The 20,236-nt window shown below is 38.6% G+C and carries 18 protein-coding genes, 1 tRNA gene and 2 pseudogenes; 11 read left to right on the top strand and 10 right to left on the bottom strand.

What is annotated here, in order from left to right:
• Positions 1 to 15: 15 nt before the first annotated feature.
• A pseudogene (locus ACQFX9_RS01315) lies at positions 16 to 963 on the bottom strand (RtcB family protein); the annotation flags it as partial.
• Positions 949 to 1,182, bottom strand: a pseudogene (locus ACQFX9_RS01310) (RtcB family protein); the annotation flags it as partial. The pseudogenes ACQFX9_RS01310 and ACQFX9_RS01315, both read right to left, overlap by 15 nt.
• Before the next feature lie 363 nt (positions 1,183 to 1,545).
• Here ACQFX9_RS01310 and ACQFX9_RS01305 point away from each other — a divergent pair.
• The 3 genes from ACQFX9_RS01305 (at position 1,546) to ACQFX9_RS01295 (ending at position 3,333) form a co-directional block, all read left to right on the top strand.
• A complete protein-coding gene (locus tag ACQFX9_RS01305) occupies positions 1,546 to 2,448 on the top strand; it encodes a class I SAM-dependent methyltransferase (RefSeq protein WP_427160360.1) in 903 nt (300 codons plus the stop codon).
• Positions 2,445 to 3,173: an HAD family hydrolase gene (locus ACQFX9_RS01300; RefSeq protein ID WP_427160359.1), complete on the top strand. Its 729-nt coding sequence runs from the start codon at positions 2,445 to 2,447 to the stop codon at positions 3,171 to 3,173. The genes ACQFX9_RS01305 and ACQFX9_RS01300 overlap by 4 nt, the downstream gene beginning before the upstream one ends.
• A gap of 87 nt (positions 3,174 to 3,260) precedes the next feature.
• Positions 3,261 to 3,333: transfer RNA gene (locus tag ACQFX9_RS01295), tRNA-Ala, on the top strand.
• A gap of 1,416 nt (positions 3,334 to 4,749) precedes the next feature.
• Here ACQFX9_RS01295 and cas12k read toward each other — a convergent pair.
• The 7 genes from cas12k to ACQFX9_RS01260 form a co-directional block, all read right to left on the bottom strand.
• Positions 4,750 to 5,442 (bottom strand): type V CRISPR-associated protein Cas12k, encoded by a 693-nt coding sequence (gene cas12k / locus ACQFX9_RS01290; protein ID WP_427163054.1) that lies wholly within the window; start codon positions 5,440 to 5,442, stop codon positions 4,750 to 4,752.
• 272 nt (positions 5,443 to 5,714) lie between these two features.
• Positions 5,715 to 7,124, bottom strand: a complete 1,410-nt coding sequence (locus ACQFX9_RS01285) for a protein kinase domain-containing protein (RefSeq protein WP_427163053.1) — start codon at positions 7,122 to 7,124, stop codon at positions 5,715 to 5,717.
• Between the two features lie 84 nt (positions 7,125 to 7,208).
• Positions 7,209 to 9,062, bottom strand: coding sequence for a tetratricopeptide repeat protein (locus ACQFX9_RS01280; protein ID WP_427160358.1), 1,854 nt, complete (start codon positions 9,060 to 9,062; stop codon positions 7,209 to 7,211).
• 163 nt (positions 9,063 to 9,225) lie between these two features.
• Positions 9,226 to 9,561 (bottom strand): XisI protein, encoded by a 336-nt coding sequence (locus ACQFX9_RS01275; protein ID WP_236143059.1) that lies wholly within the window; start codon positions 9,559 to 9,561, stop codon positions 9,226 to 9,228.
• Positions 9,549 to 9,965: a XisH family protein gene (locus tag ACQFX9_RS01270; protein ID WP_427160357.1), complete on the bottom strand. Its 417-nt coding sequence runs from the start codon at positions 9,963 to 9,965 to the stop codon at positions 9,549 to 9,551. The genes ACQFX9_RS01275 and ACQFX9_RS01270 overlap by 13 nt, the downstream gene beginning before the upstream one ends.
• A gap of 57 nt (positions 9,966 to 10,022) precedes the next feature.
• Positions 10,023 to 10,223, bottom strand: a complete 201-nt coding sequence (locus tag ACQFX9_RS01265; protein WP_427160356.1) for a hypothetical protein — start codon at positions 10,221 to 10,223, stop codon at positions 10,023 to 10,025.
• A gap of 204 nt (positions 10,224 to 10,427) precedes the next feature.
• Entirely contained in the window at positions 10,428 to 11,204 is a 777-nt protein-coding gene (locus ACQFX9_RS01260; RefSeq protein WP_427160355.1) for an ABC transporter permease, read from the bottom strand.
• A gap of 320 nt (positions 11,205 to 11,524) precedes the next feature.
• Between ACQFX9_RS01260 and ACQFX9_RS01255 the strand changes: the two genes are divergently transcribed.
• The gene (locus ACQFX9_RS01255) at positions 11,525 to 12,673 is read left to right on the top strand and encodes a DegT/DnrJ/EryC1/StrS family aminotransferase (protein WP_427160354.1); all 1,149 of its coding nucleotides are present in this window, start codon (positions 11,525 to 11,527) and stop codon (positions 12,671 to 12,673) included.
• A gap of 217 nt (positions 12,674 to 12,890) precedes the next feature.
• Here the strand turns inward: ACQFX9_RS01255 and ACQFX9_RS01250 are convergent, their stop codons facing one another.
• Positions 12,891 to 13,640, bottom strand: a complete 750-nt coding sequence (locus ACQFX9_RS01250) for a DUF561 domain-containing protein (protein WP_427160353.1) — start codon at positions 13,638 to 13,640, stop codon at positions 12,891 to 12,893.
• 592 nt (positions 13,641 to 14,232) lie between these two features.
• Between ACQFX9_RS01250 and ACQFX9_RS01245 the strand changes: the two genes are divergently transcribed.
• From ACQFX9_RS01245 to ACQFX9_RS01215, 7 genes are all read left to right on the top strand, one after another.
• On the top strand, positions 14,233 to 14,355 hold the full coding sequence (locus ACQFX9_RS01245) for a hypothetical protein (RefSeq protein WP_427160352.1): 123 nt from the start codon (positions 14,233 to 14,235) through the stop codon (positions 14,353 to 14,355).
• A gap of 15 nt (positions 14,356 to 14,370) precedes the next feature.
• Complete coding sequence (locus ACQFX9_RS01240) at positions 14,371 to 15,426, top strand: HAMP domain-containing protein (protein ID WP_427160351.1); 1,056 nt, start codon at positions 14,371 to 14,373, stop codon at positions 15,424 to 15,426.
• Between the two features lie 21 nt (positions 15,427 to 15,447).
• Entirely contained in the window at positions 15,448 to 16,275 is an 828-nt protein-coding gene (locus ACQFX9_RS01235) for a sensor histidine kinase (RefSeq protein ID WP_427160350.1), read from the top strand.
• Between the two features lie 255 nt (positions 16,276 to 16,530).
• Entirely contained in the window at positions 16,531 to 17,544 is a 1,014-nt protein-coding gene (locus ACQFX9_RS01230; RefSeq protein ID WP_427156835.1) for an IS701 family transposase, read from the top strand.
• 111 nt (positions 17,545 to 17,655) lie between these two features.
• The gene (locus ACQFX9_RS01225) at positions 17,656 to 18,021 is read left to right on the top strand and encodes an NADAR family protein (protein ID WP_427160349.1); all 366 of its coding nucleotides are present in this window, start codon (positions 17,656 to 17,658) and stop codon (positions 18,019 to 18,021) included.
• 228 nt (positions 18,022 to 18,249) lie between these two features.
• Positions 18,250 to 18,561 carry a hypothetical protein gene (locus ACQFX9_RS01220; RefSeq protein ID WP_427160348.1) on the top strand — a complete coding sequence of 104 codons (312 nt, stop codon included), beginning with the start codon at positions 18,250 to 18,252 and terminating at the stop codon, positions 18,559 to 18,561.
• Positions 18,562 to 18,918: 357 nt separating this feature from the next.
• A complete protein-coding gene (locus ACQFX9_RS01215) occupies positions 18,919 to 20,019 on the top strand; it encodes a tetratricopeptide repeat protein (protein ID WP_427160347.1) in 1,101 nt (366 codons plus the stop codon).
• The last annotated feature ends 217 nt before the right edge of the window (positions 20,020 to 20,236 follow it).

Here is a 20,236-nt window from a genome sequence, read left to right as displayed (position 1 = left end):
TCCTGCTTTAAGAGCAAAGTTGTGAAATTCTGGTACTGTCAAACAATAAACATCTTCTGTGTAATTTAGAGGAATAACTGCTATAACTTTGTGATTACATTGATGTTCTTTTTTGCGGTGGTTGTGAAGACCTATTGGTGTCTTCACTTCTGCACCACAAATTTCACAAGTGTAGTATCTATTCGCTATTTCCTGAGATTTGGCTCTGCCTTTATTACTGGTATTATAGTTAATTAAATATTGTTTCCCTCGACTGCCATTATCTGCAACAGCATTTTTAAAATGTTCTGGTTGCTGCTGCATATATTTTAAAATATTTTTAGTACCTCTTTCTGCGTAATAATTATGTCCCTCTAAAGTTTGTGCTTTTTTAGCCAAGGCAGCAATTCTTTTCTGTTCAAATTCAGGAGAATGCCAATACTGATTATGTTCTACTAAAGAACGATGGTAAGCAGAATGATCATCAGCACCCATGAATTCCAAATTTTCTGGTCGATTATCAGATTTTTGGAAGTTTCGATGATGAATAACTGTTCTTTGTCCTACAATTTTAGGAATTTTACCTAGTAAACCAGACCGAGCAATCATCCAATGTGATTTCTGCCATCGTTTAGAGTATGGTTGAGAAATTAAGGTATAGCCATCTTTGTCAACCTTAAAATAAAAAGGCATCAGAGAGGTTCCTGGTTGCAGTAATTCAGCTTCTTGATAATTCCCGTTCCGAAGCATAAATTGATGATCAGGTGTACAAATAATTTCTTCCTCGTTATCTAAAATAACTTTAACCAGTGGTGCATTTTTTCTAGTCAATTTCGCGGTTGCTTTAGATGCAATGATTCTACCTGTAGGAGTGCAAGCATAAACAATAAACTCTTGTTTCTGCTCGGCTAATTCTTGAATGCGATAGTCTTTTCCATCAACTAAAGGAACTAAAGTATCTCCTACAAAACACCCAACATCCACACCGACAGCAGCAGGAATAATGGCTTCTTTTGTAGCAATTACAGAACCAACTAAAGCACCTTTTCCTAAGTGAACATCAGGCATTAATGCTACGTGTTTAAATACAAAAGGTAGCGATGCCACATTTTTAGCCATCTTGGTTTCTGCTGTACCCAAGGGGTGATTTGCCCAAGATAAAACAGGTGCTGGCGTATTAATTTCTAACTCTTCGTAGGGCATTTTTTTCTAAAATATTAGGAGTCAAAAGTGGAGAATAATCAGCTAACAAGTTTAAGTTACAAAACTAATTATAGGAATCCGATTTGATTTCTGAAAAAATTTAAGTATATGTAGGGTGTGTTAGGCGTAAGCCGTAACGCACCAAAGGCCTCGGTACTAGGTGCGTTACGCTGTCGCTAACACACCCTACGCTACCTACGTATCTGTTCAAAAATCCAGTAGGAATCATTTATGTTACAAATGTAATACATGATGATTTGAGTGTCAACAGCAATCACCACAAGTTAAGTCTGCCAAAGAATCCAGACATTTGCTAAATACACTACAATTTGTAAAGACCATGAATCAGCCTAAATCAAACCTATGGCGACAAGTCAAAACACTAGTCGGGAAGGCCTTTTATCGCCTGTAGTCCGATTTTTAATTGATGAGGAAAAATTGCAGCGTTACGCCAAAAGTGTTGACTGGGAGAAAGAAAGCGATAAGTTCCGGCGTAGTGATGTGACAACACCTGCGTACTACATAAACCAAAACTTTCACGGTATCAACAAAGGGTATCTCAACCCTAGTGCGGCTGTCACCTATGACCCCATTACTGCGTACGTCATCCCACCGAATGAAACTTGGGTGCGCCAAGCTGTAATTGATGCAGTCAAAGTCAAACCCAGACGTATACTTGATTTAGGCTGCGGTACAGGTTCTACAACTTTGATGTTAAAGCAAGCTTTTCCCCAAGCTGAAGTAATCGGTTTGGACTTATCACCCTATATGCTGGTAAGAGCTGAAGATAAAGCCAAAACTGCGGGTTTAGATATCAAATGGCGACATGGAAACGCTGAAAAAACCGAATTTCCTGATGCTTCCTTTGACTTAGTGACGGCTGCTTTACTTTTCCACGAAACACCTGTTTTAGTTTCTCAAACTATCCTCCAAGAATGTTTTCGCTTATTGGTTGCTGGGGGACAAGTATTAATTCTCGATGGAAATCAGAAAACCTTACGTCAGCTAGATTGGTTGAATAATGTGTTTGAAGAGCCTTACATTCATGAATATGCTGCGGATAGCGTAGACGTGCGGATGGGTGCGGTGGGTTTTGAGGCGGTGCGAACAGAAGAAGTTTGGTGGATAAATCAATTAAGTAGTGGTGTTAAACCTTTGCCTGTCACAGATGCAACTAATCAAGCAAAGGTGAGACAATATAGACCTGTAATGGATAATAATAATTTGGAGGGTTTAGAGTCTCCAGCTTTTGGCATAACGGCATGAGTTTAAAGGCAATTCTGTTTGATTTTAATGGCGTAATCATTAACGATGAACGCATTCACCTACAATTAATCGATGAAATTCTGATTCAAGAAAATCTGCAACCTCAAAAAGTCAAAGAGCGTCAAGCTTCATTAGGACGTAGCGATCGCGCTTGTTTTCAAGAATTGTTCGCCAATCGTGGTAGAGTCGTGAGCGAAGAATACTTAACTCAGCTACTTCGCCGCAAAGCTGAAGCCTACGTATTAGAACTAGAGAAACTGGAAAAATTACCTATATATCCAGGTGTAGAAGACTTGATTTATCAAGCGCGCTCTCAACATCTCAAATTAGCAATAGTTAGTGGTGCGCTGCATCAAGAAATAAAGCTAGTATTAGAGCGAGCTAAACTAGCAGAGTATTTTTCAGTGATTGTTGCTGGGGATGATATCACCACCAGTAAACCCCAACCAGATGGTTATTTACTTGCACTCACACGCCTAAATCAAGAGTATCCTGATTTAAATCTGCAACCTCAAGAATGTTTGGCAATTGAAGATACCCCCGCAGGTATTCAAGCAGCCAGACACGCACAAATGCAAGTATTAGGTGTAGCTAATACTTACCCTTTTCATATGCTTCAGCGTTGCTGTAACTGGACAGTAGACTATCTCACGGAATTAGAACTAGAACGAGTCCAACAAGTATTTTCCGGCAAAGAACCACAGCCCACCGCCAGTGAATGTTAGAATGTTCTCTAAAAGCAGAGCGTTGATGCAATTGCTGATACTTTTATTAACTCAGCACGCGCAACTCAGCACTCAGCAGTATTTTCAGGGGAATTAGCTCAGTTGGTAGAGCGCTGCGATCGCACCGCAGAGGTCAGGGATTCGAGTTCCCTATTCTCCATATGTACATTAAATAATTATTGTCAGTTTTAAAGAATTATTGTCCAGTTTTACAGGGTTGAACGACATAAGTTACCTATTTCCTTGGCTTTCAGCCATCGATCCAGTTTTAAAGAATTATTGTCCAGAGTTGAAACCAGTTTTAAAGAATTATTGTCCAAAATTACTGAGAAAATTACTAAGAGATATGGACTCTAATTAAAAATGTCACAGAGTCCTACATTAACCTTGTTAGTCGAGAAAAAGACTTATTTCTATAAAAGTGCTGCGTTACATCGTGCGATCGCAACGCTCCTTTCAAACCACCCTAACACATAATTATACGATATAAAAAGGTAAAACTTAGCTCATACACAACTAAGTAACGGGGCGTAAAAATTTTTGAGTAATCAAAAAGCCTCAATCCTATAGAGCGTCAGCAAATAAGCTAGTAAGTTTATTAATCCAACACCTACTATGAGGCTTGTTGAAACCATTTCTAATTTAGTGGCATCGGGAGATAATGTCTCCTTTCAACCCACCGCCCACTGTGAGGGTTGTTGAAACAAGAAGACCATGACTCAATGGTCGGAAGAATTGGATACTTTCAACCCACCGCCCACTGTGAGGGTTGTTGAAACGCCCTGAAGAGTTTGTTTATGTAGAGAGGGCTAAAATCTTTCAACCCACCGCCCACTGTGAGGGTTGTTGAAACATATTAAAAGCTTTTGTCCAACCTCCGAACTGCTTAACTTTCAACCCACCGCCCACTGTGAGGGTTGTTGAAACCCTGACTTGTTAAACGCTTATCCTCACTGTTTTCCACAGGCAATTTTGGCAAGTCTACTTAAAAGCATATTTTCTATCGCCAATAAATAAACTTTGATTCGCCTGGAGAATCATAAAATTCAGTCAAGATAAGAGTTTTAGCAATTTGGCATATCCCTGGGGATTTTGCCCCCACTTTGACTTGCCAAAAATAAAAATTAGGGGGTGGAAGTTCGGTAGCCACCGTAACGGTATACCCGTACCCTTACTTTGTTATAAAGTAAGAAGTAGAAATTCCTCGTACAACCAAAACCAAAGATTCTAGTCATACAGGCCGCTCTGTCACCCAACACCAAGCTAAAAGAGTCTGATGTCAAGAGCTAAGGTTCTGGGCTGTTTGAAACCCTAACACCTCATACTTCCCATGCGTCTCGGTGCGAGTCCTTTCTCATCTAACAGCAGCATTTGCTTACCCAAACAACTACTGCTAACAAACACTTAGATGAACGCATAGGTAGAGTTGGCAGCTACCAGGGCCAGAAAGAATACGCTGGTCAAAGCGTTAAACTAACCCATTCTGACAGTATCTAATCAAAGGGGTTGATACTGTAGCATCTTATATGATGGCACCGATTTATTACACTTGATAATACAATATTCAGGTAGACATTTATCTACCAACAGTATTAATTCTGCTTTGGTAAGTAAACAAGACTAAATCTCTGGCTTTCTCTTCCAGAGCGCCATAAGATGGCTGTACACCAAACTCAACACTGATTTTCAATTCGGCAGCTTTTGACTTTATAGATTGTTGAAGCCTTCTGTAGCTCCAATTGTGTATCTGGCGATTATATTCCTTGACATATAATTTTTGTGCATTGACATCACCGGGAAATTTGGTTTCTGCTTTTGCTTGAATCACACTGGTACGATTTTCCCTAATGCCTTGTAACCCAGGTAAGACAATGCTATCAGCCTGATATTCCTTAGCGACTTCCACGATTCTTTTTGCCAGTAATTTATCAACATATTCCCCTAGCTGTGACTCTCCTAGATGACATGGGGAATCTTTTTTCTGAGCTTTTTCCCTCTCCTTACGCAAATGCACTTGTTGTCTTCGTCTACGGCTTAATAGTGGAAAAGCATTGCCCAGTAACTGTTTGAGCGTTTTACATATCAGTATTTGTTGGTTAGTTACATCAACTACAGAAAGCGTTACTAACTCAACCGGATGAAAACTAACTCCAACAATTATGTTAGATTGACCTCGATAAATTGGCTTACTAGGACGAGTAAATGAATTATTAAGACGAGACAATGAAGCTATATTTTTACTGAGCTTCTTCTGTTCTTTGCTATCAATATCTTCATTTTTTCCTACCTTATCTACTTGTTTTTGAGCTTTATTAGTAATAGTAATCTTATTTTATCTTGTGTAAAGCGCATCGCTACCCAACATGGCAAATTCAGAGGTGTGTTATAGAATTTCTTCTCATGTCCCTTCAAAAACCTGCTGTAGTAAGTGAAAAAACTTAATTGATTCTTTATTTGGTGAATCGGGAATGCGATCGCCTTGACAATATAGATAGAATAAAAATTGCGATCGCTTTACAGTACAGGTTAAATTACATAATTTTATTCGGCTTTAATTTCAAATGAATTAATCATTTCCTCCACAACTTCTAAATACTTGTTATATTCTTTCTCTTCTGCTGTATAGGTGATAAAGTAAGCCTTACCGTTTCTAAGTGTACCGATTTCCATTGCTTGCAGCTTACATTCCCCATCTTGGCGAGTATAAGTTAATTTATAAGCCGGAAATTTTGATAGTGTGGTTGATTGTTGAGAAGCATCTGTAACTTGTTGATTCGGATTATTCTTTTGAATTTGTTTTAACGCTTCGTTTTTAAATTCATCCAGAGATAACAATTTTTTAGGTAGTTCATGACTATTGATCACGACTTCTAAAAGACAGTTATTTTGCTGATTCTGATTTTTTGGGACAAATTTAATCACCTCATCCTCAAAATCTCCCCCAGGAGGTTTAATTGGTTGCCACTCGGACGACGGATATTTAATTGTAATGCCAGTATTTACGCCATCATAAGTTGTAACGATAGGTTTTGGTTTATTGACTTGAGAAAAAATCCAGAAAATTATAGGTGTAATTAATACTAATAAGCCCGCACCAAACCATAATTTTTTCGGTGAGGACTTTCGAGATAAAGTTTTTATAGCCTGCAATACTTCATTAACTGATTGATAACGCTGACGGTAGTCATAGCGCACCATTTTATCAATAATATTTGCTAGTTTAGAACTAACTTGAGCATGATTGCGCCAGATGATTTCGCCTGTTTTTGAATCTGTGGAAAAACCTCCAGGGTAGGGATTTATTCCGGTTAAAGCTTGGATGGCGATAATTCCTACTGCATAAATATCACTCTGGAAAGTCGGTTTACCGTTGGTTTGTTCACTGGGTATATAACCATGAGTACCAACAGCAACAGTCAAACTTGTTTGTCCTTGAGCATTAACAAACTGAGTGGTAACTTCCTTAACTGCACCAAAGTCAATTAAAATAATTTTGCCATCAGATTTGCGGCGGCGAATATTTGAGGGTTTGAGATCCCGATGAATTAATTTCTGCTCATGGACAAAATTTAAGACTTCTAAAATATCTTGTAAAAGTTGAATTACGATCGCCTCACTCAGCTTTTGACCTGAGATTAATTCTTGCGCTAGGTCGTGACCTTCTATATATTCTTGTACTATATAAAATTGTTGGTTTTCTTCAAAGAATGCCAAAAGTCGGGGAATCTGGTCATGATTTCCTAACCTTTCTAGTTTTTCGGCTTCGGTGTCAAACAATCTTTTAGCATTTGTCAAAGTATATAAACTGACGGACATTGGTTTAAACTGCTTGACGATACACTGAGGAGTCCCTGGTCTTCCTGTGTCAATGGCTGTGTAGGTAATGCCAAATCCACCTTGACCAAGTTGTGCTGTAATTTGGTAGCGTCCACCGAGAATTTGACCTATCATCCCAGTCACCAATGTTTTCTAAAAGTTTTATACCATATATGGGTATGGGGGATGGGGCATTGGGCATTGGGCATTGGGAATTTATTAAGATGTTAGGTCAATGTCTTCTTGGTATTTTATGAGCAATTTAGGAATGTAATCATACCCGTCTACGCCGATGACGGCTATTATTTTAGGGCGGTGTTGTTGTAGTAAATTTTGGAAATTTTCTACACCTATTTGTCCTTGTAAAATTATTAATAATCTTGCTGGTTGTCGCCATTCGTTTGAGGCTATTTGTTCTAGGAGATACATTCCTAGACAACCTGTGTAAATGACTGTTTCAAAGTTTTGTAGTTGGTAAGTGGCTTCAGCTAGATTAGCTAAATTTCTACCTTGCAAATATAAATCGCCGGAGATTTGGGCTATTTTGAAGCCTTCTTCTAGATATTGAATGGCATTTTGTGGTTCTTGAATGACTAAATATGCTATGCCTAAACTACTGAGACATAGGGCTTTACTTTGAATGTCGCCTAATTTTTCTGTTAATTTTAATCCTTGTTCTAAATAGTTAATTGCCATTTCATAGGTTTCTGGTTCGGTTTGTTCCAGTTGTTGCGCTTGCATGACTTCGCTGTAACCTAAGTTAACTAGGGCGTTGGCTTCTCCTGTTCTGTCGCCTGCTTGTCTACTTAACATTAAGGCTCTTTGGCTGTGATTAATGGCTTCAGGATAATTTTTCTCTTGTACGTAAGTCCGGCTGAGGTGATTGAGGTTGGCAATTTCACAGGGGCGATCGCCTGCGTTTCTGGCAATTTCTAAGGCTTGCTCATGAAACTTGATAGAACGCTGATATTGACCCAAAGCACGCTGTGAATACCCTAAAAGGGTCAAAATCCGCGCTTTTTCTTGAGTCATTGCCACTTTGCGTAATGGCTCGTCTAAATAATCTAAGGCATCGCGTAAATAGCTACCAGAAAAGGAAGCGAAAATCCCACCATATAGGGGAAAATAGGGGCGTTGAGCAAAGGTGCGTAAAATTTGGAGCATAATTTGTGATGCTCCATTACTGTACAATGTCTGACTTTGGAAACCACTTGCCAACTGACTCCAAATGACTGCAAAGGTTAAAAAAGTAGAAATCGACAGTTTTGAACCAGCTTGAATGTTGTATGGTTGTTGGTCAAACCAACTCACTAAACCCCGTTGTAAATACTGCAAAATTAAGGCTATTTCTACCCAATCACTCAAGCTAATAGTGCTGTGCTGTTGAGCAAAGGGAATGGCAGATTGTTCTACCGCTAAGGTGCGTAATAATGTTTGCGGTAACTCACTATTCACTTTTTTCGCCCAAGAAGCCCAAGGGCCAGTTTCTCCTGGTACACCGCCAAAACCAAGGGCTTGATTTTGTTCATACATCCAGCTAACTAAATGTTCTTGTAACCTTTGCCAAGCCGTTAACCCACGGGTAATTCCCTGGGATATCTGCGCTATATCTTCGCTAAATTGGGCAAATTGTTGCAATGATTTGGATAGTTGCTGTAATTGGGCTGTATTAAGTGGTTCTTTGAGATTGGGATCAATGAGACGTAAAAATGTGGCTAGACGTTCATCTGTGGCGGCTGTGGTAATTTGTTGAGATGCAGAGGCGATCGCTTCCGTGGCTTTATTTTGTTCTCTATATCTTTGCCATTGCGTTTGAATTGTCTTAATTGCCCTTAAACTCCGGTTAGCCTTGGCTTGTTTGAGTTCATCTGTTTCCCTATCTACTTGAGTTTGGATAGCGTTGAGGCGATCGCTCAAACCTAACTCAAAGATTTCTCCTGTACCTGCCAAGATATTTTTTTGCAGCATTTGATACACCATCTCCACAGAGCTAATTTTCCCTTGGAGGGTGAGTTGAACAATTTCATCAATCAGGGCGAGATAGCGATCGCGCAGTGGCAATGAGTCAGACACTTTAGTTAATAGAGAACTTCACGTCAATTCCCATTTTAGTGTGAGGCGAGGTACTAGTACAAAAAGCCGAAAGTGAAAAAGCAGGGGAGCAGGGTGCAGGCTTCCGCCGTAAGCGTCAGCCGAACGGGTGCAGGGGAGAGAAATCGCCCACAACAGGCGTTGGCTATCCAACACCAAAGCCTGTGTACTCTCGCACATAGGGAGCTTGGAAACCTAAAACAATATCTTGTTTAGGAATACCCATATTAGCTAACTCATGGGCAATTTGCAGTTCAGTTGAGTTATGTTGTATCCAAATTTTTCCATCTTTGATGTCTAGATGCAATACACAGCCATGCACTCTACGATCACCATCCCAGCCTACGTTCATCACCTGATAATGGTCTTGCTGAATATCGAAAACGGTTTGTGATTCGATTTCACCATTAGCGATGGGGATGGCAGTATAGTTTCTCAGGATTTCTTGAATACACTGGCGATAATGCTCTAGTTTATCCACTGTACAATCACCTCTTGAATTGGATTGTAAATAAGTCGCTTGATTTGATATCTTTCAACCGAAAGCTGGGCAAATTCACGTTGAAAAAATGACTGATGCACAATAACTGGAATCGCTAGATAGAGGGTGCGATCAGGTTCGCTTAGTTCTAGAGCTAGACGATAGTTGAGAAATTGACCTAGTGCTGCATGGTAATCTGTAACAGGTGAGTCACTTAGAAAAGTTTTAATTTCAACGGCAATTTTTTCATTGTTTCGTTCAGCAGCTAAGATTTTTTCCGCCCCTAAATCTATTTCAAACTTTGTTCCACCCACTTCTATCTTGAGTGGATCGCTAGTGATAATCCATTGTTCTTTTTGTAAAGCTTTCTTTACTGCTTGATGAAACAGATCCTTTGCTGCCATAGCATATATAGTTCTATTGTCTGCTAGATTGTTCTGGGATGTCTGTCATGCCGTCTTTTACTTATTTTGTCTCACTTCATCTAGAATTGATTGTTTTTCCCTAGCCCAATGAGTGATCATTTCTTCAAGTGCCTTGCTTTGATCTGTTTCAGTAGCAGCGCAAATAGTTTTGAATAGTAACGCTAGGTCTTTTGGTATGTAACCAGAGATTAATCGATAGTTCGGATCTCCTCTCTTACCTCGCAGATTTTCAGCCATAGATGTTCATCAGCATAGATATTAAATTTATGGTGACATGAACCCAGACAATAGCAATGTATTTTGTTAGTTGTTGTTCATGTACATTTGTTATTCTATCAGCAAGTACGCCAGTATACAATCCATAGCTAAGTTCTACCCAATCCCTTCTTGTTCTCTAATTTTGAATTTTGAATTTTGAATTTTGAATTGATTTCCAATCCCTCACCTCACCAACTGCGCGGCAGAATTAAAGAACTGACGACACAATCCTTTAGTAATCAAAACTGTGGTGAGTAAATTGGCGAAAGCCACCATGAAAATAATCAAAATTTCGTAAGATACAGCCTCTAGGGGTGTAATCCCGGCTAGTAACTGTCCTGTGGTGATTCCAGGGATTGCTACCATCCCTACCAAAATCATCTGGTTGATTGTCGGTAGTAAGGCGGCGCGGATGGCTTCTTTGCGGTATTGGTTGGTAGCTTGTTGGGGAGTAGCACCTAAACTTAAATGGGTTTCGATTTCATTGGGAAAGGTGTTCATACTATTCACCAAACGTTCCCCAGCGATCGCAGCTGCATTCATCCCATTTCCTAACACAATTCCTGCCAGGGGAATAATATAACGCGGTTCGTACCATTTATCTGGTTGAATGATTAAGAAGTTGGTGTAACCCAGTGTCATCAGGGTACTCACAAAAATTGCACCCCAAACCAAAGGCAATACACCAGGAATCTTTTGACTGATCCGATTTCGTGCGACAATCGCCGTTATCGTCAGCATGACCACTAAAGCCGCTAAAACAGCCCAAGGATTGCCCAAAGCAAAGATGAAGTCTAAAACGTATCCCAAAACAGCTAACTGTAGGATAGTTCTACCGGTAGCGATCGCTAAATTTAACTCTAATCCCAATCTTTCCCAAGCAGATATCCCAATAGTGATCACCATCAATCCTACAGCGATCGCTAAATCTACCAAATCTAACTTGATTAAATCTTGCATGGGTGGTTTAGGGGTGTAAGGGTGTAGGGGTGTAAGGCAAAAGGCAAAAGATAAAAATCATTGTAATTTTTGACTTTATTTATCCCCAATCCCCAATCCCCAGTCCCCAATTCCCAATCCCCAAAATAGTCAGTTTACAAACAGGCACTCATAATTTACCACTGATCCACGTTTTACCCATAGAATTATTCCGGTAATAATCCTTGCTTTATAAGTATCTCAGGCGACAGTCTTGACAAGCTTTTTCGAGAATAAATTCCCTTAGCAAGAATTGACAGTCGGTGTGTATTCTTTGTATCTTCAGATTAAAATGAAAACTTATGATCCAAAGTATAAATTCTGTCCCTGCTTTTGATATCAAGCAGCAATACACTACCCTAGAGGCGGAAGTGAGTGCGGCTGTTGTAGAGGTTCTAGCATCCGGTCGTTATATTGGCGGCCCTTTAGTAGAAAGTTTTGAACAGCAGTTTGCTAGTTATCACGGCGCAAATGCTTGTGTTGCTTGCAACTCTGGTACTGATGCGTTATATTTAGCACTACGTGCATTAGGAATTAGTGCGGGTGATGAAGTCATTACCACCCCTTTTACATTCGTCGCTACAGTAGAAGTAATTATTGCTGTCGGTGCAAAGCCAGTATTTGTAGATATAGATGCGACAACATTTAACCTAGATGTACAGCAAGTAGCAGCAGCTATCACACCTCAAACTAAAGCGATTATCCCAGTGCATCTATTTGGACAACCTGTGGATATGACAGCCTTGATGGCGATCGCCCAATCTCATAATATTGCTGTAATTGAAGATTGCGCTCAATCTACAGGCGCGATATGGGATGGTAAAAAAGTCGGCAGTATAGGACACTTTGGTTGCTTTAGTTTCTACCCTACCAAAAACTTAGGGGCTTGCGGCGATGGTGGTGCAGTTACCACCAATGATCCAGAGTTAGCGGCTAAGGTCAGAATTATTAAAGAGCATGGGCAGAAAAATCGCTATCAATATGATGAAATTGGCGTAAATAGCCGTTTAGATGCCATACAAGCGGTAATATTGCAGATTAAGCTGCGTTATTTGGAGCAGTGGAATCAACAACGTCAGGCGATCGCAGCTTATTATCAACAATTTCTCAGTCAAATTCCCGGTATCATCACACCACAAGCATTAAGTGGCGGTGTGAGCGTATGGAATCAATATACTATTCGTGTATTAGGCGCAGGAAGCAACGGTAATACTGCAACACGGCGTGAATCAGTACGCAACCAACTCCAAGAAAAAGGAATTGGTTCAATGGTTTATTATCCCTATCCTTTACATCTGCAACCAGCCTATCAACACCTTGGTTATCAGCCAGGACAATTACCAGTAGCCGAACAAATTTGCCATGAAGTGTTATCTCTACCCATGTTTCCAGAACTGACAACCCAGCAACAAGACCAGGTAATTTATGCTTTGAAAGATATTTTATCGTAGGGGTTGGGGACTGGGAACTTGTACTGAGCTTGTCGAAGTATTGGGGATTGGGGATTGGGGAACTCGGGGCCCCCTCTGGGGATAAGGGGTAATGGGGACTGGGGATTGGGGAGTGGAGAATTTCACTACTCACCACTCCTGACTCAGCACCGGCTAAACGCCGCACTACCGCTAACAGCACTACCGCTAACAGCACTCAGCACTCAGCACTCAGTACTCAGCACTCAGCACTCAGCACTCTCGTATTCGCTAAAGCTTCAACTAAACCGCGTACAGCCGCAATCATCGCCACTTCGCTATTGAGTTGGTTAATTGCAGAACCGACACCAACACCAGCCGCACCAGCTGCTATGGCTAGCGGTGCAGTAACGTTAGAAATACCGGAAGCACATAATACTGGAACTGAAACAGCACGAGAAATTTCATAGGCTGCGGCTAAGGTAGGTGCAGCTTTTTCAATTAATCCCAAGCTTCCAGAGTGAGATGGCTGGCTGCTAGTACCGCCTTCAGTTTGGATGATATCTGCACCAGCTTTGACTAATTCTTCTGCTAGTTGTACTTGCTGATCCAGTTCTAAAATATGGGGAACAGTTACAGATAGGGTGATTTCTGGTAGTAAAGCGCGAGTTTGATGTGTGAGTGCTAATACTTCTTCCGCCTCAAATCTGCGTCCTTGAGCGTAAAAACTATCAAAATTCCCGATTTCAATTAAATCTGCACCCGCAGCGACGGCGGCGACAAATTTTTCTGGTTCTACTGCGGAAACACAAACAGGTAAGTTAATTAATTTTTTGGCTAACTGTACTAAAACAGGATAAGCAGCAATATCTACAAATGTTGCACCACCAAGTTCAGCTGCTTTCACAACGGCTGCGACACGATCAGCGTCAAAGTTGTGCAAACCGCTAATCACTTTCAGGACACGGTGGTTAGTAAATGCACTTTGTAGTGTAGAAGGCATTGCCATAGTTGTAATCTTGAAGCTACGAAAATAAAGTCTATTTTACCCCCACTCTCATCATGAGAGGACTATATTTTGAGGAAAATTTCCGTGAAAAATTGATCAAATTATGACTGTGCTGGACTAGGAGGGTAGGCATAGCCTTTAGCCTTTCGTACTCACTCCTGCTACTGTACCAGTTAGTTGAGCAAAGTGCTGTATCATAATTTATCAATAACAAATTCAACAAAGCAGATAATTATCTAAAAAATTAGATAATATTTTCTTAACCTAAATTACGTTTAATGTGAATCAGGTCTTGAAACCCTTGTAATTCCGTAGGTATTCACAAAACTGTGATTTTGAACGAGTCTTGAAACCTTTGTGGGATAAGAGGCGTTTCTAATTCATATCAGACGTAAATTACTAATAAATACCTAAACTATTTTCAGTAATCTCACAGAAGTTTTTAATAAATTACAGACTTAATATTTATTTTATATAGCCAAAATATATTATGATTTTATAAAATCACAGCCATGAAACGACGTGTTATAGTTGGGTATTCATTTCTATTTATTGCGGGATGTACAGCAACTACAAATGCTACATTCAAACTATGGTTAAAGCTCAAGCCAATCGCAAGTATGTAGAAAGTCAAATGATTATAGCAAATGATGCTGATTATCAAATAATTCGGGAAGCTTATCAGAAAATCGGGCAAGACAGCTTTATCAAATAATGTGCATATATATTCATGGTCAAACGTTGCTCCATTAGATTGATCAATCATTTTTTAACTAGTCTAGCTAGTTTAACGCATAACTGGAGCATTACTAAAAAAATTGGCTATAGTTACACTGTTGTGATAATTACTACGTTAATCGGCACAATCAGTGGCTCATTAATTGCATATTATTATGAAACTTTGGCTTATAAGCAATTAAATGTAGCTTATCAGCAGAAATATCTTTTAAAAGGCTTAGAAACTGATGTAAATAGAGCTAGAATCCATCCGCAAAGGCTAGTTCATGTATTAGAAAATTCAGTTTGGTTAGATTTTGAAAAGAATAGATTTTTGGCAGATATTGAAGACATCAATCAGCAGTTATCTCAAATAGATACTTTCGTTAAAAATAATCCCCATAATCTAGCATTACGTCCTGAAGTATTCCAAGAATTATTAAAAGAATACAAGGAAAATACAGCACTATATAATCAAAATATCCAACTATTGTGGAAAGAAATTGAATCTCAAGACTCTAATGATTTACCGTTAAATAAGCTATTGCTATTTATAAAAAATAAAGAAAGTATTAGTATTGAGCTAAGATTTGAACATCTGTCAGATGAACTAACTCAAATTATATCCCAGGCAAAAAAGCAACAGATAATATCTGACAATAGTTTTAATAATGCTAAAAATTTAAGATTAAATTTGGTAAGTATCAGTATCCTAATATCTACTATAATTGCTGGAACAATTGCAGCATTAACTAGTAAATTAATCGCTCATCCTATACAAGTAGTAACGAGGATTTCCCAACAGATTACCCAAGAATCAAATTTTCAACTGAGAGCTAATGTCACCACTGAAGATGAAATTGGCACTTTAGCAAATTCTTTAAATCAATTAGTCGAATGGGTGGGAGATTACACTGAAGCACTGGAAATTGCACGCCAAACTTTAGAACACAGAGTAGAAGAACGCACTCAAGAACTGCAAGAAGCTCACCAAACCTTAGAGAAAAGAGTAGAAGAACGTACTGAGGAGTTACGAATAACATTAAAAGAATTGCAAGAAACCCAATGACAATTAATTCAAACCGAAAAAATGTCCTCTCTTGGACAAATGGTTGCAGGTATTGCTCACGAAATCAATAATCCTGTCAATTTTATTTATGCTAACGTCGAATGTGCAGATAATTATATTAAAGACTTACTAAACTTGCTCAACTTATATCAAGAATATTATCCTCACCCAGACAAGATTATCTCAGAGAAAATAGCAGAGATTGATCTCGATTTTATTCATCAAGATTTATTAGATATACTATCTTCGATGAAAGTAGGCGCGCAACGTATTCAAGAAATTGTCTTATCTTTGCGTAACTTTTCTCGTCTCGATGAAGCTGATATGAAAGAAGTAGACATACATGAAGGAATTGATAATACTCTCTTAATCCTCAATCATCGTTTCAAATCAGATATTGAAGTCATGAAAAATTATGGTAAATTACCTTTATTAGAGTGTTATCCAGCCCAACTTAACCAAGTATTTATGAATATCATTAATAATGCGGTGGATGCAGTCTTAGATTGTCCAGAACAGATTAATAAACAAATAGTAATTTCTACCAATAACCTCAAAAATAGTCATATTCAAGTTGAAATTCAAGATAACGGCTCAGGTATTCCTCCAGAAAATATCAAAAAATTATTCGATCCCTTTTTTACAACTAAACCTGTTGGCAAAGGTACAGGCTTAGGTTTAAGTATTTGTTACCAAATCATTGAAAAACATCAAGGTAAAATAGAGGTGTTTTCCACACCCAAGCAAGGTAGTAAATTCGTCATTTTTCTGCCATTGCATACGAAAACAGCTACAATTGTAAATGCCCAACCTGATCAAGAGCTTAGTTCGGCTTTGCCTAAAAAGTGACCTATGTAGTGATGATTGCTAACTTTGGGTTAATATTTCTTTAATTTTCTCAAAAACAGATGACAATCTATTTTTATACTCAGGACTTACGCAACTGGCACAGTGCGATCGCTAGCCAGTAGTACATAGGTATTGATTTAGCGAGAATGTGTTTGATTGGTTTGACTCGAATTAGTAACAATAAATAGTGATGTATCTTGTTGTTAAAAATTTTATGAGAAAATTGATAGAAGTACATCAAAAAGTTGGTTAGTGATGAAATTTACTAAACTTAATTATTGTCAATATTTACTTAGCAGTCAAATTAACTATACAATCACTAATCTAGCAGAACATTTGTCAAATATTAGTCATGACAAAATTAATTATTATTTAAGAAATGAAAAATTAACTCCTCGTTTACTTTGGGATAATGTCAAAGATTTAATTGTCACTGACGAGGATGCTTATATTATATTTGATGATACAGTTTTAGATAAAAGATTTTCTGAAGAAATAGAAATAGTACGAAGGCAGTATAGTGGTAATGAACATGGTGTTGTTAGAGGGATAGGAATAGTAAGTTGCATATATGTTAATCCTAAAACTCTCAATTTCTGGGTAATAGATTATCGAATTTTCAATCCAGAAAATGATGGTTTCAGCAAGATTGACCATGTGAAAAATATGCTCCAAGGGCTTGTATATCAAAAGATTCTACCTTTCAATACAGTTTTAATGGATACTTGGTATGCGGTCAATAATTTAATGCTTTATATCGATAGTCTAGATAAAGTTTATTATTGTCCTTTAAAGACTAATCGTTTAGTAGATGATAGTTTTGGTAGAGAAAAATATAAGAATATTGAATCTCTAGAATGGAGTCAGGAAGATTTAAAATGTGGTAAAATCATAAAAATTAAAGGATTCCCTGCTGAGAAAAAAGTGAAACTTTTCCGGGTTACTATCTCTACCGATAGGACGGATTATGTCGCAACAAACGATTTATCTCAAAGTTCTACGGATGTTACACAACAGGTGTGTAAAATTCGTTGGAAAATAGAGGAGTTTCATCGAGAAATAAAGCAACTAACTGGTATTGAATCATGTCAATGCCGTAAAGCCCGTCTTCAAAGAAATCATATTGCTTGCGCTATGTTAGTTTGGCTAAGACTGAAAAGTTTAGCTTATCAAACAGGTCAAACTATTTACAAGCTCAAGCACAATTTGCTTTCTAATTATTTAATTGAGCAACTAAAACGTCCAGATATTGCTATGTCTTCTCTGTAGTTTTTGGGCGCTCGGTGCGCGAAGCTCACCATTGCTTGTGCCAGTTGCGTAAGTCCTGATACTGTCCGTGAGGAATATGGCTGTTTCTCTAACTTCTCTCTTCACGGGTTTATGTTAGATGATTTGTACTGGTATACAAGTGAACATTATTTTCAAGCCCAGAAATTTTTAGAGACATTTCATATAGAACAAATTCGTCAAGCACCAACTGCGAAAGCCGCAGCACAAATGGGAAGAGATAGAAAACGTCCTTTGCGTTCTGATTGGGAGCGAGTCAAAGATGATGTCATGCACAAAGCCGTCCTGCAAAAATTTACAACCCATGCAGATATTAGAGAAATTCTGCTGTCTACAGGTGATGAGGAAATAGTAGAAAATTCGCCGATTGACTACTATTGGGGTTGCGGTGTTGATGGGAGTGGTAGAAATATGTTAGGGGTAATTTTAATGGAAGTCAGAAAGCAACTACGCTCATAGAGAAAACATCAACAAAAACAATGACTTTGAATTAATATTTTTGATGTTATATCTGATTCCAGAAAAGACTGAATGTCAGTAAAATATTATTTAGTTTTTAGGGTTAACAAGAAAATCTCAGTATAGGGAGTTAATTTTTAACCTTATCTCAAGGTACTGTCTAGCACAGTGCCAAGTATATTCTTATAAAATAGCTTATGAGTAGTCTTTTATAGGAGTAGAGAAGTGATGCCTACAATGGCTCCACAGAAAAAGTATTGTAAGTGGTTCTGGGACGAATCACTAGGGGGCGATTTCGATACTTGGGGTACTAGTACCTATTTCATAGAATTAACCTTGGTAGGTAATGATTTGTGTGCTACCAGACAGATAGAAGTTTATGAAAATGGCAACGTCCTATTTTATGATGAAGACCATTTGGCTGATAATTATGGAATGTTGTGTGATAAACCCTTAGACAATAAAGATTTGCAGGAATTTGGCATTACTCAAGCCGAGTTTGAACAAATTTGGAATACAAAAACACCAATGAATAGATGAAACTATATCAATTTCAGCTGGTGACTTTAGCTGTATCGCTCACCAGCCAGCATCAAATCCAACTGCGTTAAATCAACAGAATCTGTTACCAAAATAAGCTAATTCGCCTCATCACATAGCTTTTTTGCGCGCATCAAGTTTTTGTCAAAATTCCATAATAATTCCCCTATAACTCAGCCATTTCCAAATAAGTGATAGCAATTTGACTAATAACTGCGACAAATAGATTTCCCAAAAGCTTACTAGTCAAGCAGTTCACCATCCGAAATCCCAAATTTAAAATCCAAAATGCTATGAGATAAGTATTTTGGTTTTGGGAACACTATAAGTATCACCACAGCTAGCAGGAATTGGTCAATGTCACAAGGTGAACATCATAACAACAGTAAAAATACGATCCCTGTGGAAGTTGCAAAATATATGAAACAAGTCAGACGCAACACTATTACCCATGAGTTTGACCAGGGATTACCAGAAGAACTGCTAGTAACCCAAGAGAGTGACAACCAATCCTCAGCCGCATCTTCCCTACTGCGACAAGGAATTAAACAACAAAAAGCCGGAGATATTATTGCTGCTATTAAATCTTTCCAGCAATCTTTAGAAATGTTTCAACTAGCTGGCGATGTCCCACAACAAGAGCAAGTCTTATCTTTATTGGCATTAGTGACTTATACTTCTGGCGATTATAAAAGTGCAGTTACCTATTCCCAACAATGTCTAGCTTTAAAAAACACCTCAGATCCAGCCGTGCGAATGCAAGTGCTTTCTCATTTAGGGAATGCTTATCGTCATCTCAACAACTACAGTAAAGCCGTTGAATTTCTAGAAGAGTGTTTGAAATTAACCAAGCAGCTACAAGACAAACGTAGTCAGGTTGCAGCTTTGAATAATTTGGGATTAGTTTATAAAGCTTCAGGTAACTTTCTCAAAGCCATCGAGTATCAAGAACAAAGCTTAGAAATTGTCCAGGAATTGCAGGATAACTGGGGGATAGAACAAGTCCTGAAGAATATAGGTAATGCTTGGTATGCTTTAGACAACTACGCAAAAGCGATCGCCTACTACGAAAAATGCGTCAAAATCGCTATCTCCCTGAATAATCCCCGCAGTGCAGCTCAGGTACTTAAAAATCTGGGTAATGCTTGTTACGCCATAGGAGATTACGCCAAAGCAATTAAGTATTACGAAAAACGTCTACAGTTAGCTAGACACCTCAAAGACCAGCGCAGTGAAGAACAGTCCCTTGCTAGCTTAGGTGTGGCTTGCGAAGCTTTAGGCGACCACGGTCGCGCCATCACATACTATGAAGCCCGCTTATTACTTGGTAGAACCTTAAAAGATCGTCGCATAGAAGAACAAGCACTTGCTAGTTTAAAAATCGCTTGCTATGCCTTGGGTGATTATGCCAAAGCTATGCAATACCAGCAAGGGACATCTACAAATCCAGGGGTTTAGGGGTGTAAGGGTTTAGGGGTGTAAGGGTGTAAGGGTGTGGGGGTGTAGGTTTTCAAAACAGAATTACACGCCATGTGTTTCTGTTGTCTATTCCCAATGCCCAATGCCCACTAAAGAATTAGAACTGGTACAATGATGGTCTAGTTAATAACAGTATTCAGTAACCACCTGTGTCTGAAAAATATTTTTAACCAGCTATAGATAGCTATAGCTTCAG

This window comes from Aliinostoc sp. HNIBRCY26, from assembly GCF_050235535.1.
Lineage (GTDB): Bacteria > Cyanobacteriota > Cyanobacteriia > Cyanobacteriales > Nostocaceae > Trichormus.
The sequence above is the reverse complement of the archived record's forward strand: the minus strand, read 5'-3'. Positions and strand labels throughout refer to the sequence as shown.

Bases quoted from the DNA above. Each gene is read 5' to 3' on its own strand.
- ACQFX9_RS01305 (WP_427160360.1), top strand. From the start codon at position 1,546: ATGGCGACAAGTCAAAACACTAGTCGGGAAGGCCTTTTATCGCCTGTA.
- ACQFX9_RS01300 (WP_427160359.1), top strand. From the start codon at position 2,445: ATGAGTTTAAAGGCAATTCTGTTTGATTTTAATGGCGTAATCATTAAC.
- ACQFX9_RS01285 (WP_427163053.1), bottom strand. From the start codon at position 7,124: ATGATAGGTCAAATTCTCGGTGGACGCTACCAAATTACAGCACAACTT.
- ACQFX9_RS01270 (WP_427160357.1), bottom strand. From the start codon at position 9,965: ATGGCAGCAAAGGATCTGTTTCATCAAGCAGTAAAGAAAGCTTTACAA.
- ACQFX9_RS01265 (WP_427160356.1), bottom strand. From the start codon at position 10,223: ATGGCTGAAAATCTGCGAGGTAAGAGAGGAGATCCGAACTATCGATTA.
- ACQFX9_RS01260 (WP_427160355.1), bottom strand. From the start codon at position 11,204: ATGCAAGATTTAATCAAGTTAGATTTGGTAGATTTAGCGATCGCTGTA.
- ACQFX9_RS01255 (WP_427160354.1), top strand. From the start codon at position 11,525: ATGATCCAAAGTATAAATTCTGTCCCTGCTTTTGATATCAAGCAGCAA.
- ACQFX9_RS01250 (WP_427160353.1), bottom strand. From the start codon at position 13,640: ATGGCAATGCCTTCTACACTACAAAGTGCATTTACTAACCACCGTGTC.
- ACQFX9_RS01245 (WP_427160352.1), top strand. From the start codon at position 14,233: ATGGTTAAAGCTCAAGCCAATCGCAAGTATGTAGAAAGTCAAATGATT.
- ACQFX9_RS01240 (WP_427160351.1), top strand. From the start codon at position 14,371: ATGGTCAAACGTTGCTCCATTAGATTGATCAATCATTTTTTAACTAGT.
- ACQFX9_RS01235 (WP_427160350.1), top strand. From the start codon at position 15,448: ATGTCCTCTCTTGGACAAATGGTTGCAGGTATTGCTCACGAAATCAAT.
- ACQFX9_RS01230 (WP_427156835.1), top strand. From the start codon at position 16,531: ATGAAATTTACTAAACTTAATTATTGTCAATATTTACTTAGCAGTCAA.
- ACQFX9_RS01225 (WP_427160349.1), top strand. From the start codon at position 17,656: ATGTTAGATGATTTGTACTGGTATACAAGTGAACATTATTTTCAAGCC.
- ACQFX9_RS01220 (WP_427160348.1), top strand. From the start codon at position 18,250: ATGCCTACAATGGCTCCACAGAAAAAGTATTGTAAGTGGTTCTGGGAC.
- ACQFX9_RS01215 (WP_427160347.1), top strand. From the start codon at position 18,919: ATGTCACAAGGTGAACATCATAACAACAGTAAAAATACGATCCCTGTG.